This is a genomic window from Paraburkholderia sp. FW306-02-B, assembly GCF_058782725.1.
Map to the genome: position 1 here is coordinate 1,041,695 of NZ_JBYSXZ010000001.1, position 16,753 is coordinate 1,058,447.

Here is a 16,753-nt window from a genome sequence, read left to right on the forward strand (position 1 = left end):
CCAGCTATTCGGGTGACCGCTGCTTAGTCGAAAGCAGCGGTCGTTCTTTTTGGAGAATCGCCCATGAAGTTTCGTTTTCCCGTCGTCATCATCGACGAAGATTTCCGCTCCGAGAACATCTCGGGTTCCGGCATCCGGGCTTTGGCCGAAGCAATCGAGAAAGAAGGCGCGGAAGTGCTCGGGTTGACGAGCTATGGCGATCTGACTTCGTTCGCGCAGCAGTCGAGCCGCGCGTCGTGCTTCATCCTGTCCATCGACGACGACGAGCTGCTGCCGTACGTCGATAACGTGGTGGTGGAAGGCGAAACGCCGGAGCTGGCTGCCGCGATCATTGCGCTGCGCGCGTTCGTGACCGAAGTGCGCCGCCGCAACGCCGATATTCCGATCTTCCTGTACGGCGAAACGCGCACTTCGCGCCATCTGCCGAACGATATCCTGCGCGAGTTGCACGGCTTCATCCACATGTTCGAGGACACGCCGGAGTTCGTCGCGCGCCACATCATCCGCGAGACCAAGGTGTATCTGGATTCGCTCGCGCCGCCGTTCTTCAAGGAACTGGTGCAGTACGCGGATGAAGGCTCCTATTCGTGGCATTGCCCGGGGCACTCGGGCGGCGTCGCGTTCCTGAAGAGCCCGCTCGGCCAGATGTTTCACCAGTTCTTCGGCGAAAACATGCTGCGTGCCGACGTGTGCAACGCGGTCGACGAACTCGGCCAGCTGCTCGACCACACCGGCCCGGTCGCCGCGTCCGAGCGCAACGCCGCGCGCATTTTCAGCGCCGACCACGTGTTCTTCGTGACCAACGGCACGTCGACCTCGAACAAGATCGTCTGGCACGGCACGGTCGCACCCGGCGACATCGTGCTGGTGGACCGCAACTGCCACAAGTCGATCCTGCACGCGATCACGATGACCGGCGCGATTCCGGTGTTCCTCACGCCGACGCGCAACAACTTCGGCATCATCGGCCCGATTCCGCGCAGCGAATTCGAGCCGGAAAACATCCGCAAGAAGATCGAGGCGAATCCGTTTGCCCGCGAAGCGCTCGCGAAAAACCCGAATCTCAAGCCGCGCATCCTGACCATCACGCAGAGCACGTATGACGGCGTGATCTACAACGTCGAGATGATCAAGGAAATGCTCGGCGATTGGCTCGACACGCTGCACTTCGACGAAGCCTGGCTGCCGCACGCGGAGTTCCACGAGTTCTATCAGGACATGCATGCGATCGGCGCGGGCCGTCCGCGCATCGGCGCGCTGGTGTTCGCCACGCACTCCACGCACAAGCTGCTGGCCGGCATTTCGCAGGCGTCGCAGATCGTCGTGCAGGATTCGAAGAACAGCCGCTTCGACAAGCATCGCTTTAACGAGGCGTATCTGATGCACACGTCGACCAGCCCGCAGTACGCGATCATCGCGTCGTGCGACGTGGCTGCCGCGATGATGGAGGCGCCGGGCGGCACCGCGCTGGTCGAGGAGTCGATCGCCGAAGCGCTCGATTTCCGCCGCGCGATGAGCAAGGTCGACGCCGAATACGGCGACGACTGGTTCTTCAAGGTGTGGGGCCCGGACCAGTTTGCCGAAGAGGGCATCGGCTCGCGCGAAGACTGGATGCTGCGTCCGAACGACCCGTGGCACGGTTTCGGCCCGCTCGCCGAAGGCTTCAACATGCTCGACCCGATCAAGGCGACCATCGTCACGCCGGGTCTGGATATGGACGGCGGCTTCGGCGAGTCCGGCATTCCGGCCGCGATCGTCACGAAGTATCTCGCCGAGCACGGCATCATCGTCGAGAAGACGGGGCTGTATTCGTTCTTCATCATGTTCACGATCGGCATTACCAAGGGCCGCTGGAACTCGATGGTCACTGAACTCCAGCAGTTCAAGGACGACTACGACAACAACCAGCCGCTGTGGCGCGTGCTGCCCGAGTTCGTCTCGCATCATCCGATGTACGAGCGCGTCGGCCTGCGCGATCTGTGCGAGCAGATCCACAGCGTCTACCGTGCGAACGACATCGCGCGTCTGACGACCGAGATGTACCTGTCGAGCATGGAACCGGCGATGAAGCCGTCCGATGCGTTCGCCAAGCTCGCGCACCGCGAGATCGACCGGGTACCGATTGACGAACTCGAAGGCCGCGTCACGTCGATTCTGTTGACGCCGTATCCGCCGGGCATTCCGCTGCTGATTCCGGGCGAGCGCTTCAACAAGACCATCGTCAACTATTTGCGTTTCGCGCGCGAATTCAACGAGCGCTTCCCGGGTTTCCACACGGACATCCACGGGCTTGTCGGCGAAACCATCAACGGGCGCATCGAATACTTCGTCGATTGCGTGCGCGCCTGACGATGCGGATGGCGAAGTTCCTGCTTGCGATTGACGGCTGGCGTCGCGCGGTTTCCGCGCTGACGCTGGCGTCGATGGCGGTGCTCGGCACGGCGCCGCTCGCGGCGCACGCCGAAGTTGCAGCCGCCGATCCGATCGACGCGGCGATGCGTACGTGTCTTGCGCGCAGCGACATGTCGTCGACAGCGGGGCAGGTGCAGTGCATGGACAACGCGCGGATCGGTTGGAAGGCGGCGATGGACAACGCGTGGCAGCAGCTTCAGCCGAAGTTGTCGCCGGCGCAGCGCAAGCAGTGGGAAAAGAGCCAGACGCGCTGGCAGGCCTCACGCGATGCGGAGAAGCAACTGCTGGCGGCAGTGATCGCGACGACACATGGCTCGATGTATGTGCTGGCAGAGGCCGATATGCAGTTGCAGCCGGTGCGGGATCGGGCGCTTGCGATGCGTAGCGCGGTGGGTACCGCGGGTTCCGGTGTTGACGCGCCGCGCCGTCTGCGTGCCTGTACCGCGGATGCGCGTTGCGAACATGCGATGTTCGATTTGAATCGTTATTATCGTCGCTTGCAGTTGAAGATGCCTGCGCGTTTGCGTCCTACGCTCGTGCGCGCGCAGAAGGCGTGGATGGCGTATCTCGATGCTACAACGCCGTTGATTGATGAGCGTGGCCGCATCGATGTTATTGGTGCGAGGGTCGCGATGGTTAAGCGGTTGTCGGAGACAGTTGGAAACGATTGAATTTGCCTACGGCGTTGGCCTTTGCTTTAGTCTCTTTGCCTTTGGCGGCGGCATGTTTCTGTGTGTCTGGGGCGTTGGCCTTTCCTTGAATTGTTAGTGGTCTATTAGCGTCGCCCCTGTGCGGGGCAGGCACTTACTTTCTTTGCCGCCGCAAAGAAAGTAAGCAAAGAAAGCGGCTTCACACCGCTAGCTTTGAAGCGGGTCCCCTAGCTTGGAGGAGGTAGTGGAGCATCTGGAATCGGTGTTCCCGCACACTCCGCGCGGGTGACAAGGCAGTCATTCTTCCGGCGGCGCTGCGCGCGCCGTAGCGGTACTTCATCAAACCGCCTGGCGGTTTGGGCGCTTGCGCCTGGTTCGGCGCGGTGGCCCGCCCTCGTGTCCCCAATGCCTCGCCAAGGCAATCGCATCTCACTCGGAGTGGTGACCGCACTCGCACACCTAGTCACTTCGCCTCGGCGAGGCGCCGAAGTGATTTGCGGCTTGCGCTTTATGGATTGCCGGAAAAGTAACGTCCAGCAGTTTATTCGGCGGGACGCAGAATGCCACGGCTTGAAAAGTACCGCCGCGGTTGCTCAACGTGCCGCGGAAACGACCAGATGGTTTTGTGAAGCACCGCGTCGGCGCGCGCAGCGCCGCCGGAAGAATGACGGCCTTGTCACCAGCGCGGAATGCGCGAGAACACTGATTCCAGATGCTCCACTATCTCCTCCAAGCCAGGGGACCCGCTTAAGCGTTAGCGGTGTGAAGCCGCTTTCTTTGCTTACTTTCTTTGCGGCGGCAAAGAAAGTAAGTGCCTGCCCCGCACAGGGGCGAAGCTAATAGACCACTAACAAAGCAAGGAAAGGCCAACGCCGCAGGCACACAGACATAAAAGCGCCGAGCAGGCAAACAGCACAGGGGCGAAGCTAATAGACCACTAACAAAGCAAGGAAAGGCCAACACCATAGGCACACAGACAATAAGCGAAAGAAAGGCAAACAAGACCAGGAGAAGGCCAACGCCGTAGGCAAACAACCCAAGCCGCCGCGAAGGCCAAAAAAAACTAATCCCGTGCCGAAGAAGCCGCCCCATGGCTCAGCCAATCGAGCACAGCGGTAGCATCATCATCGGCTCCCTGCCGCGCCTTAGCGACAGTCTCCGCCACATCCGCGCTAGGCACAGCGCGCCGAATAGCGACGCCAACGGCAAGAATATCAATCATCACAAGATGCAAAATCCGCGAAATCATCGACAACTGCGACTCGCGAATTTCAATGTGATCGGTCTCCAAAGCGACAGTGGCCCGCTTGGCCAACGGCGTATTGCTGGAAGTAATAGCAATCACCTTCGCTCCCGCCTGCATGGCGACATCCAGAACACGCAGTAGCTCGGGCGCGCGCCCTGACTTCGACACCGCAACAATCACATCACCTTTGCCCAGCAAAGCAGCCGACGCAGCCTGCATATACAAATCGCCGTAGGCAATAGTCGGAATACCAAACCGGAAAAACTTGTAATGCGCATCCTGCGCGACGATGTTCGAATTGCCGAGTCCATAGAACTCGATCCGCCGCGCGCCGTTCAACAGATCGATCGCGCGCTCGACATGCTCGAAGTTCAAATGCTCACGCAACTGCAAAATCGCCGACACGGTGTTATCGAGCACCTTCGCACCGAAATCCGTCGCGGTATCGCCAAGGTGCACCTGGCTATGACTCACCGGAATCGTGCCGGTCAAACCCGTCGCCAGCTTCAGCTTGAAATCCGACAACCCCTGACAGCCGAGCGAGCGGCAAAAGCGGATCACCGTCGGCTGACTCACATCCGCCTTGCGGGCAATATCGACAATCGGATCATTGATGATCGAGCGCGGATGATTCAACGCGAGATCGGCCACGCGGCGCTCCGCCGGCGTCAACGCATCGCGCATCTGGCGAATCCGCTCGAACACGGCCGACGAGCTGCCGCCCGCGCGGTTCGACAACTGCTCCGCAAGAATCGCCGAGACGCCGAGAAACGCCGGATATTCAGCGGTAATCACGTAGGTCGGCACGTTCTGCAAATACGCCTCGAAGCGGCCCTTCGCTTCGAACCGCTTGCGAAACGACGAGCGCGCGAAGAATTCGCCCAGCCGCGGCACGACGCCGCCGCCAATGTAGATCCCGCCCAGCGCGCCAAGCGTCACCGCGATGTTGCCCGCGAACGTGCCGAGAATCCCGCAGAACACGTCGACGGATTCCGCCGCCAGCGGCTCGCCTTCCAGCGCGCGCTTGACGACTTCGACCGTATCGACGCTCGCGGCCACGCGTTTCTTGTCGCGTCCCGCCAGCGCACGGTAGATCACTTCGATGCCGGGGCCCGCGGCCACGCGTTCGAACGATACGTGCGACCACTTCTTGCGCGCATAGTGCAGCACGATGTCTTCACGTTCGTCGGCCGGCGCGAACGTGGCGTGGCCGCCTTCGCTGCCGAGCGCGATCCAGCGGTCGTCCGCGGGGATCAGGCCCGAGACGCCCATGCCGGTGCCCGGGCCGAGCAGGCCGATCACGCTGTTCGGCCGGCGGCTGCCGCCGCCCACCTGCACGCGCTGCGTATCGGTCAGGCCGGGCAGCGCCATCGCCAGCGCGGTAAAGTCGTTCACCACCAGCAGCGTGTCGAAGCCGAGCGCGCGGCGCGTCGCTTCGATCGAAAAGCTCCAGTCGTGATTCGTCATGCTCACCTGATCGCCGTCGACCGGGTTCGCAATCGCAATCGCCGCGTGATTCACGCGGCCGATCTTCGTATCCTTCAGGTACTTCTTGATCACTTCGGCGACGCCCGGATAGTCCGCGCACGGATAGACCTGCACGGACGTGATCTCACCCGGGCCGGTCTCGAGCGCGAAGCGCGCATTCGTGCCGCCGATGTCGGCCAGCAGCCTCGGTCCATCGGCGTGCTGGCCCGCGCCCGGAACAGCCTTAGTTTGCACACCAGTAGACATCGAGTCTCACTCCCTTGTCGTTTGCCAACTTCGAGATGGCATTTTTTTGTGGCGCAGCGGCGGCGGCATTGAGCACGTCCAGCTTGCGCGGTCCGGCGATCAGCAGAAACAGGTGCTTCACTTCTTTCAACGCGGACAACGACCAGCTCACACGCGCATGCGGCGCATTGCCGGGATGCACGGCAACGAAGCGTTCGGTCGTGGTGATCGCGTGATCCCATTCGGGCGCATCCGCGAAAATCGACGCGGTGTGGCCGTCTTCGCCCATGCCGAGAATCGCGACGTCCGGCACGGCGCTAAAGCGCGGCTCGGCGTTCAGCGCGGCAATGTGCGCGTTCAGGTCTTGCGTGGTGTCGACCAGCGGCCAGAAAGCGGCGTTTTTTGCAGCGTTCTGCAGCAGCGTGTCGTGCACGAGTTGTGCATTGCTTGCGCTGTCCGTTTCCGGCACCCAGCGGTCGTCGACCAGCGTCACGGCGATGCGCGCCCAGTCGAAGGATTGCGTGGACAGCGTCTGCAGGAACGGACGCGGACTGGTGCCGCCGGACACCGCAAGCGTTGCAGGGCGCGCGCCGTTAAAGGACATGCCGGTGACGGACATGCCGGTGACGGACGTGCCGGTACCGGACGCGGCCGCCTGTGCGGCGAGCGACGCATGTAACGCGTCGCCAACCGCTTTCGCCAACGCGTCGGATTGGGCGCGTTGATCGTCGAAAGCGTGAAGCTCGATCACTTCTCCTCCGTGCTGCTTTCTTGTTAGGTCTGCGGAATGTGCCACATTGCTCCCACACGGCGCCTGCGAGGGGGATGACTCGCAGGCGCCCTGGTGATACCGGCGCCATTCCGTTCAGTTCGTCGGTGGGTCTTACGGGCGATGTGTTGCGTTCGATCGAGCACAGCACATCGCCGTGTTTCAATTCTCTTCTTCGAGCCAGCAGGTGCCGTGCTGCGCCAGCATCGCGCTCGCGGCCGCCGGTCCCCAGGTGCCGGATGCGTACGGCTTGGGCGGCTTGTTCGAGGCCGCCCATTCGTTGAGGATCGGCTCGACCCAGCGCCATGCGGCTTCCTGCTCGTCGCGCCGCACAAACAGCGCGAGGCGCCCGTGGATCACGTCCAGCAGCAGACGCTGATACGCCTCCATCTGTCCTTCGCGGAAGAACTGGTCGAACGCGAGGTCGAGGTGGACGCTGGCGAGATTCATGCCTTCGCCCGGCTGCTTCGCGAGGCAGTAGAGGCGAATGGTTTCGTTCGGCTGCAAGCGGATCACAAGACGGTTCGCACCGCCGCGCAGCGCGGATGCGCCCAATGCCGAATGCGGCACCGGACGAAAATTCACCACGATCTCGGCGACGCGATCCGCCAGACGCTTGCCGGTGCGCAGGAAGAACGGCACGCCGGCCCAGCGCCAGTTTTCGATTTCCACCTTCACTGCGACGAAGGTTTCGGTCGTGCTGTCCGGCTTCACGCCCGGCTCGGTCGCGTAGGCCGGCACCGAGTTGCCGCGAATCACGCCGGCATGATACTGGCCCCGTACCGCGACCTTGCTGATCTCGCTCGAATCGATCGGCTTCAACGCGCGCAGCACACGCAGCTTTTCGTCGCGCACTGAATCCGAGTCCATCGAGTGGGGCGGTTCCATCGCGACGATCGAAAGCAGTTGCAGCAAATGGTTCTGCACCATGTCGCGCAATGCGCCGGTGTTGTCATAGAAGTCGCCGCGCGCTTCGACACCGAGTTCCTCGGCGATCGTGATCTGGATGCTTTCGACCCACTCGCGGCGCCACAGCGGCTCGAACAGCGCATTGCCGAAGCGCAGCGCGAGCAGGTTCTGCACCGGCTCTTTACCGAGGTAGTGGTCGATCCGGTAGATCTGTTCTTCAGCGAAGATTTCGCCGACCGCATCATTAATTGCGTTGGACGACTTCAGGTCGTAGCCGAGCGGCTTTTCCAGCACGATGCGCGCATTCTCGTTCAGCCCCACCGACGCCAATGCGCGGCAGATCGGCACGAATAGCGACGGACCCGTTGCCAGATAGAACACGCGGATGCCGGGATGCTGGCTGACGGCGTCGCGCAGCAGCACGAAGTCTTCCGGCTTGCCCAGGTCGAGCTTCACATACTCGATGCGCTGCAGAAAGCTGGCCCACGCGGTCTCATCCACACCTTTTTTAGAGACGTGCGGCTTGACGTGCTCATTGACCCATTCGAGGTAGCCGTCACGATCGGCCGCATGCCGCGCGACCGCGACGATCTTGCCGTTGTCGGCCAGCATGCCGCCCGCGCGGTGTGCTTCAAACAGAGCCGGCAGGATCTTGCGCATCGACAGATCGCCGGTTCCGCCGAAGAGAACGAAGGTGAAACTTGAGTCGGTTTGCATGAGTCTCCGTCGATATCCTGGGGCCGCGCGGGGCGACCGTAGTCCGATAAAATTTTTTTTGACACTGAATTGTAGTTTAACTACAATCCAAATCAAGAGGTAGCGCTAATTCGATGAAAAAAGCGCGCGCTGTCAGGCAAGATGCGCGTTTTCCCGAATCGCCAAGCGTCCCCTGCATGTTAACGGACATTCCGTGTCAGCACGTGCCAGCATGCCCCGGCGGCCCTTACGGAAAGCCGGACGGCTGAGCGGTTGGCAAGGCGGTTGCCAGGTGAGTTGCCAGGCGGGTTGCCAGGGTTAACGTGCGAGGCACCTCGAGTCTGCCGCGCGCGACGCGGGCAGGCAAAAATCAAAAGAGGAGACAGTCAGTTGCATCCCGAACCACTCATCTCTTGAGCTTCCAGCGGCCGAACTCCGGTCCGCCGGCACATGCTTCACGCATGCGCCCGACCGTGCTCGATCGCCCAGTGTTTTGCCTGTTTGAACCAACCACAGCACCCTGGCGACATCAGGGGCCATTTGTTTTTTGTTCAGGTGTCTGGAGGAGATAAGCAATGAAATTTCGCGCGATCATGGGCGCTTTGTGCGCCGCGGGTCTGATGTGTGGCGTGTCGGCCGTGCAGGCCGCCGAGTCGGTCGAAGTGTTGCACTGGTGGACTTCGGGCGGCGAATCGAAAGCCGTCGGCGTCCTTAAGGACGACATGACGAAGCAGGGTTACACGTGGAAGGACTTCGCGGTGGCTGGCGGCGCAGGTGCGGCTGCCATGACGGCACTCAAGACGCAGGTGATCTCGGGCAACGCGCCGAGCGCTGCGCAGATCAAGGGTCCGCTGATCCAGGACTGGGCGCAGCAAGGCGTGCTGGTGCCGATCGACACGGCTGCCGGCGACTGGAAGAAGAACCTTCCGCCGGAAATCGACAAGATCATGCACGCGGACGGTCATTACGTCGGCGCACCGTTCTCGGTGCATCGCGTGAACTGGCTGTACATCAACAAGGCGGCGCTGGAGAAGGCAGGCGGCAAGGCGCCGACCACGTGGCCTGAATTCTTCGCCGTGGCCGACAAGATGAAGGCGGCCGGCATCCAGCCGATCGCGATGGGCGGCCAACCGTGGCAGGACCTGACGCTGTGGGAAGACGTGGTGCTGTCGCAGGGCTCCGACTTCTACAAGAAGGCGCTGGTCGACCTCGACGAAAAGACGCTGACGTCGGACAAGATGGTCGGCGTGTTCGACACGGTCCGCAAGATCCAGGGTTACTTCGACGCGGGCCGTACCGGCCGTGACTGGAACCTGGCAACGGCGATGGTCATCAACGGCAAGGCCGGCATGCAGTTCATGGGCGACTGGGCGAAGGGCGAATTCGCCAACGCCAGCAAGAAGTCGGGCTCGGACTACGTCTGCGCCGCTGTGCCGGGCACGGAAAAGTCGTACACGTTCAATGTTGACTCGTTCGTGTTCTTCCAGCAGAAGGGCGAGAAGTCAGCAACGCCGGGTCAAGTCGCGCTGGCCAAGACGATCATGTCGCCGGACTTCCAGGAACAGTTCAGCCTGAACAAGGGTTCGATCCCGGTTCGTCTGGGCGTGTCGATGGCCAAGTTCGACGACTGCGCGAAGAAGTCATACGCGGATGAACAAGTGGCGATCAAATCGGGCGGCTACGTGCCTTCGCTGGCACACGGCATGGCGCAACCGGATGCAGCAGCCGGCGCGATCTCGGACGTGGTCACGAAGTTCATGAACTCGCAGCAAGATTCGAAGAGCGCAGTTGCAGCGCTCGCAAAGGCAGCGAAGACCAAGTAAGTAAGGTAAGCGAAGCGGCGCGCACGGTTGTTCCCCTGGCGGACACCGGGCGCGTCCTTCGGGCCGCATGTTGCAGCGGCTCCGCCCCTGGTTTCATAGAGTCACACCTATGCCGTTCCGGCCTCGCGCTTTCCAGGCGTGAGTGCCCCGGCGGTACAGTTTCAGCAGGAGTCGAGTAGTGACTGCTTCTATCAGCGGAAACGGGAAAAACACGGCCACCGTGACCCGCCGCGCGTCGCCGATGGCGGCGCTTGCCGATCGCTGGATTCCGAAGCTGGTGCTCGCACCCAGCGTCGTGATCAGTCTGATCTTTGTGTACGGCTTCATCGCCATTACCGGCTTTCTGTCGTTGTCCAATTCGCGACTGATGCCACGTTATGAATTTGTCGGTCTCGATCGTTATCGCGAACTGTTCGATAACGATGTGTTCTGGACCTCGGCTGCGAACCTCGGCTGGTTCGGCATTCCGTTCATCGGTATCTGTATCGGCCTGGGTCTGTTCGTCGCCATCCTGCTCGATCAGCAGATTCGCAATGAAGGCGCGCTGCGCGCCGTGTTCCTGTACCCGATGGCGCTGTCGTTCATCGTGACGGGTACTGCATGGCAATGGATCATGACGCCGAGCGTCGGCCTCGAAAAAGTGTTCCACGACTGGGGCTGGACGAGCTTTTCGTTCAGCTGGCTCGGCGACCCGGACAAGGCGATTTTCTGCGTCGTGGTCGCGGCCGTGTGGCAATCCACCGGCTTCGTGATGGCGCTGTTCCTGGCTGGCCTGCGCGGCGTCGATGCTGAAATCTTCAAGGCAGCGCAGATGGACGGAGCGAGTCTGCCCACCATCTATCGCAAGATCGTGATTCCGAGCATGCGCCCGGTGTTCTTCTCCGTGCTGCTGATTCTCTGCCACATCACGATCAAGACCTTCGACCTGGTCGTCGCGTTGACGGCGGGCGGTCCGGGTACGTCGTCGTCGCTGCCGGCCATTTTCATGTACACGTTTTCGTTCAACCGCGGGCAGCTGGGCGTCGGCGCGGCATCGTCGATGATGATGCTCGCCACCGTTGTGGCCGTGCTCGTGCCGCTGATGTATCTGGAATCGAGGAGCACCCGCAATGCAGCCTAAGATGACGATCAGCCGCGCCGTCATTTATGCGGCCTTGATTCTATTCGCCCTGTATTTCCTGTTTCCGCTGTACGTGATGCTGTCGACGTCGTTCAAGGACATCGACCAGCTGCGCACCGGCAACCTGCTCACGCCGCCTTCGCACTGGACCATCGACCCATGGATCAAGGCATGGAGCGGTGCCTGTACGGGCGTGCGTTGCGACGGCATGCAGCCGTTCTTCATGAACTCGGTGCGCATGGTGATTCCAGCCGTGCTGATCTCGTCGATCGTCGGCGCGTTCAACGGGTATGTGCTCACGCACTGGCGTTTCCGCGGCGCAGATCCGATCTTCACGATGATTCTGGTCGGCTGTTTCATTCCGTTCCAGGCCATCCTGCTGCCGATGGCGCGCTTCGAAGGCTTCCTCGGCCTGTCGAATTCGATAACCGGTCTGGTGGTGGTGCACGTGATCTACGGTATCGCTTTCACCACGATGTTCTTCCGCAACTTCTACGTGAGCATTCCGGCTGAACTCGTGAAGGCGGCGCGCATCGACGGTGCCGGGTTCTTCACGATCTTCACGAAGATTCTGCTGCCCGTTTCGCTGCCGATTTTCATGGTGTGCCTGATCTGGCAATTCACGCAGATCTGGAATGACTTCCTGTTCGGGATTGTGTTCTCCGGTGTCGATTCGATGCCGATCACGGTGGCGCTGAACAACCTCGTGAACACCTCGACCGGCGTGAAGGAATATAACGTGGACATGGCCGGCGCGATCATCGCCGCCTTGCCGACCTTGCTCGTCTACATCGTCGCCGGACGCTATTTCGTGCGCGGCCTGACGGCGGGCGCAGTCAAAGGCTAAACCATCCGAGCGCGGCGGGGCCTTCATGAGGAAGCGCCGCCGCCATCCGACAAGACGTTCCTGAGATAACGCCGGGCCGCCCCAAGTTTTCTCAGCCCCCCTCGGGGGGGCCTGGCGCGAAGTGCCAGGTTTGGGGGCGCTTTCAAGCAGTACCAGAGACAAGAGGATTCACAGCATGGCAAGCCTTTCCATCCGTGACGTGTACAAGACTTACCCGAATGGGGTGCCGGTTCTGAAGGGTGTCAACATCGACATCGAAGACGGCCAGTTCCTGATTCTCGTCGGCGGCTCAGGCTGCGGGAAGTCGACGCTGCTCAACATGATCGCCGGCCTCGAAACCGTGACCAAGGGCGAGATCCAGATCGACGGCAAGACGGTGAACAACCTGTCGCCGAAAGATCGCGACATCGCGATGGTGTTCCAGTCGTACGCGCTGTATCCGTCCATGACGGTGCGCGAGAACATCTCGTTCGGGCTGAACATCCGCAAGGTGCCGAAGAACGAGCAGACGCAGATCGTCGATCGTGTGTCGAACACGCTGCAGATCACGCATCTGCTGGACCGCAAGCCGGGTCAGCTGTCCGGCGGCCAGCGTCAGCGCGTGGCGATGGGCCGTGCATTGGCGCGCGATCCGGTGATGTTCCTGTTCGACGAACCGCTGTCGAACCTGGACGCGAAACTGCGTATCGAAATGCGTTCGGAAATCAAGCTGCTGCATCAACGACTCGGCACGACGATCGTCTACGTGACGCACGATCAGATCGAAGCGATGACGCTCGGCGACCGGATCGCGGTGATGAAGGACGGCATCGTCCAGCAGTTCGGCGCGCCGCAGGAAATCTATGACTCGCCGTCGAATCTGTTCGTGGCCGGCTTCATCGGCGCGCCGCCGATGAACTTCATTCAGGGCAAGCTGGTGGAGCAGGGCGCGGGCATCGGCATCGAGCTGGATACGGGCGTGGCGCGCAATGTATTGACTCTGCCTTTCGATTCCGCGAAGGTGAAGTCGCACCTTGGGCGCGAAGTGGTCCTTGGCTTGCGGCCGGAGCGGATCACCGACGCGCGCGGCGCGCACGGTGACCATGCGAAGTTGCAGCCGATTGAAGTGAAGGTCGACGTGATCGAGCCGACCGGACCGGACACCCTGGTGTTCGCACAGGTTAACGGCAAGCGCATTGTGAGCCGCGTGCACCCGGCCTCGAATCCGCAGCCGTTGACGAATACGACGTTGTTGTTCGATGCGTCGAAAGCGGTGCTGTTCGATCCTGCCAACGAAGAGCGGCTTGCCTGACGGCAGCTGAGAGCCAGGCGGTCCGGTTTGGAAAAGCCCCATGCGTTGTGAGACGTGTGGGGCTTTTTCTTTGGTTGGCTATTGCTCGTCGGCGGTACGCAGGTCCGGATTGTTGCGCGCCAGTTCAGTCACCCAATCGATGAACACGCGCAGCCGTGAACTCAGATTGCGGCGATGCGCGTAGAGAACCGAAAGCGGCGTGGGCGGACTCGTGTACGCCGTGAGTATCTCCCGCAATGCGCCTTGTTCGATCAGGTCGGCGACCATGAAGCGCGACGGCTGGATGATGCCGTGTCCGAGCGCGCCCGCGCACATGTAGACCGTACCGTCATTCACGGCCAGCACACTTTTCATCGTGACCTTGACGAGCTCGCCGTCGACTTGATACTCGAACGGGAAGGTCTTGCCGCTGCGCGCGGAAATGTAGTTGACCGCGCGATGTTCACTGAGCTCTTCCAAGGTGGTCGGCGTACCGTATTTGTCCAGATAGGCAGGCGACGCGCAGGTGACAATCCGCGCGTTGCCGATGCGCCGCGCGACGAGGCTCGACTCTTCCGGCGTACCCATCCGGATCACACAGTCCACGCCGTCCTGAATCAAGTCGATGTTGCGATCGGCTAGCCCGAGCCGCACGTCGATCTCCGGGTATTGCCGGTAGAAATCGTCGAGCGCGGGAAGCAGCAGCACGCGGGCGAGCGTGCCGGACGTATCGACGCGGATCGTGCCGGCCGGATGTTCGCGTTTGTTCGAAAGCGAGGATTCGGCGTCGGTGACCTCGGCGAGGATGCGCACGCATCGCTCGTAGAACAGCGCGCCGTCTTCGGTAACGCTGACCTGCCGCGTCGAGCGGTTCAGCAGTCGCACGCCGACGTGTTCTTCCAGCGCCTGAATGGTGCGGCTGACTTTGGCGCGGGGCAGGTCGAGCGATTCGGATACTTTGGTGAAGCTGTTCGCTTCGACCACACGCGTAAATATCTCCATCGCTTCGAAACGGTCCATATAGGTGCCTTGTTGGTGATGGGCGGAAGGTGGGTTTCGAAGTGAAGTGTATAGGTTGGAAATATTTTTGGCGCAATGAGTGTGGCCGGTGCGCAAGCGGGTCTGCCTGTGCGTTTGCCTGGTCGTTTGCCTCGTCGGGGCGCCGGTGCGGTCAATCCCGGTCGGGCGCGCCGAGCGGGAACAGCGGGCGATACGGGCGCGCTTCGTCGACGGCGCGCGCAAATGACGGCCGCGCCAGCAGTCGTCGCCGGTAGGCGAGCACGTGCGGGAACGCTGGGCCGATGCGATGCGTCCAGTCGGCATAAAACAGGAAGGGCGCGGCGCCGCAGTCGGCGAGACTGAACGTGCCGCCGGCCGCCCATTCGCGCTCTGCCATGACTTTGTCGAGCCAGCCGTAGGCGGTGTCGAGCATCGCGCGTGCTTCGGCGACGCCGCGCGGGTCACGCTCCGGCTCGGGCCGCAGACTGTCGGCGACGATCTTTTGCTGCGGCGTCGAGATGTAGTTGTCGAAGAAGCGATCCATGCTGCGGACCTCCAGCGCGGCACGGGCGTCGGCCGGCAAGAGCGGCACGGGCCCGGGATGATGCAAGCCGAGGTACTCGATGATGATGCTCGCCTCCATCACCGTACGGCTGCCGTCCACCAGAACGGGAAAGCGCTTGATCGGCCAGAGCGCGGCGAATTCCGCCATGACCTGCGGGTCGGTGTGCGACAACAGGCGCAATTCGAACGGCGTGCCGTTTTCGTAGAGCGCGGTCAGGACCTTCTGGCAGTACGAGGAGAAAGGGTGGGCATAAAGCTTCAGGGGCATCGTGGTCACCTATGGCTTGCTTAACGGCGAAGGGCGCTGTGGCGCGACGACGGCTCGGGGCCGTTTACCTGACGACGAATGACGGCGACGAAAATCGACAGCCGCGCAGGGCAATTCGGGGACGGACGGCGATGAGTCTGATTTCGATCATTATCTGGAGACACAGAACGCTATACGCCGCTATTTGTTACGACAAAACGTCACAAAACGTTGAAAAAAGATAGAGTAACATTTGAAAACTTTGTAAGCGACGCCGACGTGACCGGATAGCTGGCTCAATCGAAATACCGCCGGGGCGTCATTGAGTCACTCACGAATAATTCGACGCACGGGGCCTTTGCATGTCAACGATCTCATCCACGTCTTCCGTGTCTTCTGTGAGTAGCGCGACCGCTAACGCGCAGAGCCAGGTGCAGCAGGCGGCGCAATCGATTATCAGCGGTTCGACGGGCAACTCGTCGATGGACGTGTCGACGCTGGTGGCAGCCCTCGTGAATGCGAAGACGGCAGGCCAGGCGGCGGCGCTGAAGACAAAACAGACGAACGACAACACCACCTTGTCGGCGTACGGCGCGCTGACTTCCGCGTTGAGTGCCTTGCAGGCGGCTTTAAAGAATCTGTCGGACGGGACTACGCTGTCGACCTTCGCGGCCACGGCGAGCGGCAAAGGCATGGACCCGAAAGCGGGCTCCGGCGCTCAACACGCTGATGGCGAGGATGAACAACAACTCGCAATACCTGACGGCGCTGTTCGGTGGCGCGAAGAGCGCAGGGGCGCTGGCCACCAACAAGTAAGACGGATCGACGGCGCGTCGCCCGGTCCCGGGTGGCGCGCGGCTAATGTGGCAAGCGAACGTTGAACTTGAATGTCACGAGTCTTGCAAGCAGGATGAAGGCGGTGGCGATCAACACGCTATAAACCGTATCGACGTTCGCGTAATCCAGCAGCACGTACAGCCAGCAGCCCACAAAGGCGCACGTCGCGTACGGCCGTGAGTCGCGCAAAATCAACGGCACTTCGTTGCAGAGCACATCGCGGATCACGCCGCCGAATACGCCGGTCAGCACTCCCATCATCACGGACGTGAACCACGGCATCTGCGCGTCGTGCGCGATCGACGTGCCTGAGATGCTAAACAACCCAAGTCCCACCGCATCGGCAACGAGCAACACACGTTCAGACAGCAACCGCGAAGTCATCCTCAACAGCATCGGCGCAAACAGCGACATCACAAAGATCGCGATCAGATAGGCCTGATGCTCGACCCAATAAAAAGGCCGCCGCTCCAGCAGCACATCGCGCAACGTCCCACCACCGAAGGCCGTGGCGATCGCCACCAGAAAAGTCCCCACCGCATCGAGCCGGCGGGTTCGTGCTTCGATAAAACCGGAAATCGCGTACGCGAAAAGGGCCAGCGCCTCCATGACGGTCAGCGCTAGCGTGAGCCTCGGATGGATCACCGGGGC

At 61.5% G+C, this 16,753-nt stretch carries 12 protein-coding genes and 1 pseudogene; 7 read left to right on the forward strand and 6 right to left on the reverse strand.

What is annotated here, in order from left to right:
* Positions 1–63 precede the first annotated feature (63 nt).
* The gene (locus AC3WOG_RS04665) at positions 64–2,349 is read left to right on the forward strand and encodes an Orn/Lys/Arg family decarboxylase (RefSeq protein WP_410836775.1); all 2,286 of its coding nucleotides are present in this window, start codon (positions 64–66) and stop codon (positions 2,347–2,349) included.
* A 2-nt stretch (positions 2,350–2,351) separates the two neighbouring features.
* Positions 2,352–3,083: a lysozyme inhibitor LprI family protein gene (locus AC3WOG_RS04670; RefSeq protein ID WP_492576897.1), complete on the forward strand. Its 732-nt coding sequence runs from the start codon at positions 2,352–2,354 to the stop codon at positions 3,081–3,083.
* A 1,042-nt stretch (positions 3,084–4,125) separates the two neighbouring features.
* On the opposite strand, the gene AC3WOG_RS04675 is transcribed toward AC3WOG_RS04670, so the two are convergent.
* The 3 genes from AC3WOG_RS04675 to zwf form a co-directional block, all read right to left on the reverse strand.
* Positions 4,126–6,042 (reverse strand): bifunctional transcriptional regulator/glucokinase, encoded by a 1,917-nt coding sequence (locus AC3WOG_RS04675; protein ID WP_492576898.1) that lies wholly within the window; start codon positions 6,040–6,042, stop codon positions 4,126–4,128.
* Positions 6,020–6,772, reverse strand: a complete 753-nt coding sequence (gene pgl, locus AC3WOG_RS04680) for a 6-phosphogluconolactonase (RefSeq protein WP_492576899.1) — start codon at positions 6,770–6,772, stop codon at positions 6,020–6,022. Before pgl ends, AC3WOG_RS04675 begins: the two co-directional genes overlap by 23 nt.
* A 180-nt stretch (positions 6,773–6,952) precedes the next feature.
* Entirely contained in the window at positions 6,953–8,416 is a 1,464-nt protein-coding gene (gene zwf, locus AC3WOG_RS04685) for a glucose-6-phosphate dehydrogenase (RefSeq protein WP_492576900.1), read from the reverse strand.
* A gap of 554 nt (positions 8,417–8,970) precedes the next feature.
* On the opposite strand from zwf, the gene AC3WOG_RS04690 reads away from it, so the two are divergent.
* From AC3WOG_RS04690 to AC3WOG_RS04705, 4 genes are all read left to right on the forward strand, one after another.
* Positions 8,971–10,218: an ABC transporter substrate-binding protein gene (locus tag AC3WOG_RS04690; RefSeq protein WP_492576901.1), complete on the forward strand. Its 1,248-nt coding sequence runs from the start codon at positions 8,971–8,973 to the stop codon at positions 10,216–10,218.
* A gap of 178 nt (positions 10,219–10,396) precedes the next feature.
* Positions 10,397–11,338, forward strand: a complete 942-nt coding sequence (locus tag AC3WOG_RS04695) for a carbohydrate ABC transporter permease (protein ID WP_492576902.1) — start codon at positions 10,397–10,399, stop codon at positions 11,336–11,338.
* Positions 11,328–12,185, forward strand: coding sequence for a carbohydrate ABC transporter permease (locus tag AC3WOG_RS04700; protein ID WP_492576903.1), 858 nt, complete (start codon positions 11,328–11,330; stop codon positions 12,183–12,185). The genes AC3WOG_RS04695 and AC3WOG_RS04700 overlap by 11 nt, the downstream gene beginning before the upstream one ends.
* Positions 12,186–12,360: 175 nt before the next feature.
* Positions 12,361–13,476 carry an ABC transporter ATP-binding protein gene (locus AC3WOG_RS04705; RefSeq protein ID WP_492576904.1) on the forward strand — a complete coding sequence of 372 codons (1,116 nt, stop codon included), beginning with the start codon at positions 12,361–12,363 and terminating at the stop codon, positions 13,474–13,476.
* Positions 13,477–13,554: 78 nt separating this feature from the next.
* Here the strand turns inward: AC3WOG_RS04705 and AC3WOG_RS04710 are convergent, their stop codons facing one another.
* Both AC3WOG_RS04710 and AC3WOG_RS04715 read right to left on the reverse strand, forming a co-directional pair.
* Positions 13,555–14,475, reverse strand: a complete 921-nt coding sequence (locus AC3WOG_RS04710; protein ID WP_492576905.1) for a LysR family transcriptional regulator — start codon at positions 14,473–14,475, stop codon at positions 13,555–13,557.
* Positions 14,476–14,626: 151 nt separating this feature from the next.
* Positions 14,627–15,286 carry a glutathione S-transferase family protein gene (locus tag AC3WOG_RS04715; RefSeq protein ID WP_492576906.1) on the reverse strand — a complete coding sequence of 220 codons (660 nt, stop codon included), beginning with the start codon at positions 15,284–15,286 and terminating at the stop codon, positions 14,627–14,629.
* 341 nt (positions 15,287–15,627) lie between these two features.
* Between AC3WOG_RS04715 and AC3WOG_RS04720 the strand changes: the two are divergent.
* Positions 15,628–15,984 (forward strand): annotated as a pseudogene (locus tag AC3WOG_RS04720) (flagellar cap protein FliD N-terminal domain-containing protein); the annotation flags it as partial.
* Between the two features lie 139 nt (positions 15,985–16,123).
* Here AC3WOG_RS04720 and AC3WOG_RS04725 read toward each other — a convergent pair.
* Positions 16,124–16,744 carry a trimeric intracellular cation channel family protein gene (locus AC3WOG_RS04725; RefSeq protein ID WP_492579720.1) on the reverse strand — a complete coding sequence of 207 codons (621 nt, stop codon included), beginning with the start codon at positions 16,742–16,744 and terminating at the stop codon, positions 16,124–16,126.
* Positions 16,745–16,753: the final 9 nt, after the last annotated feature.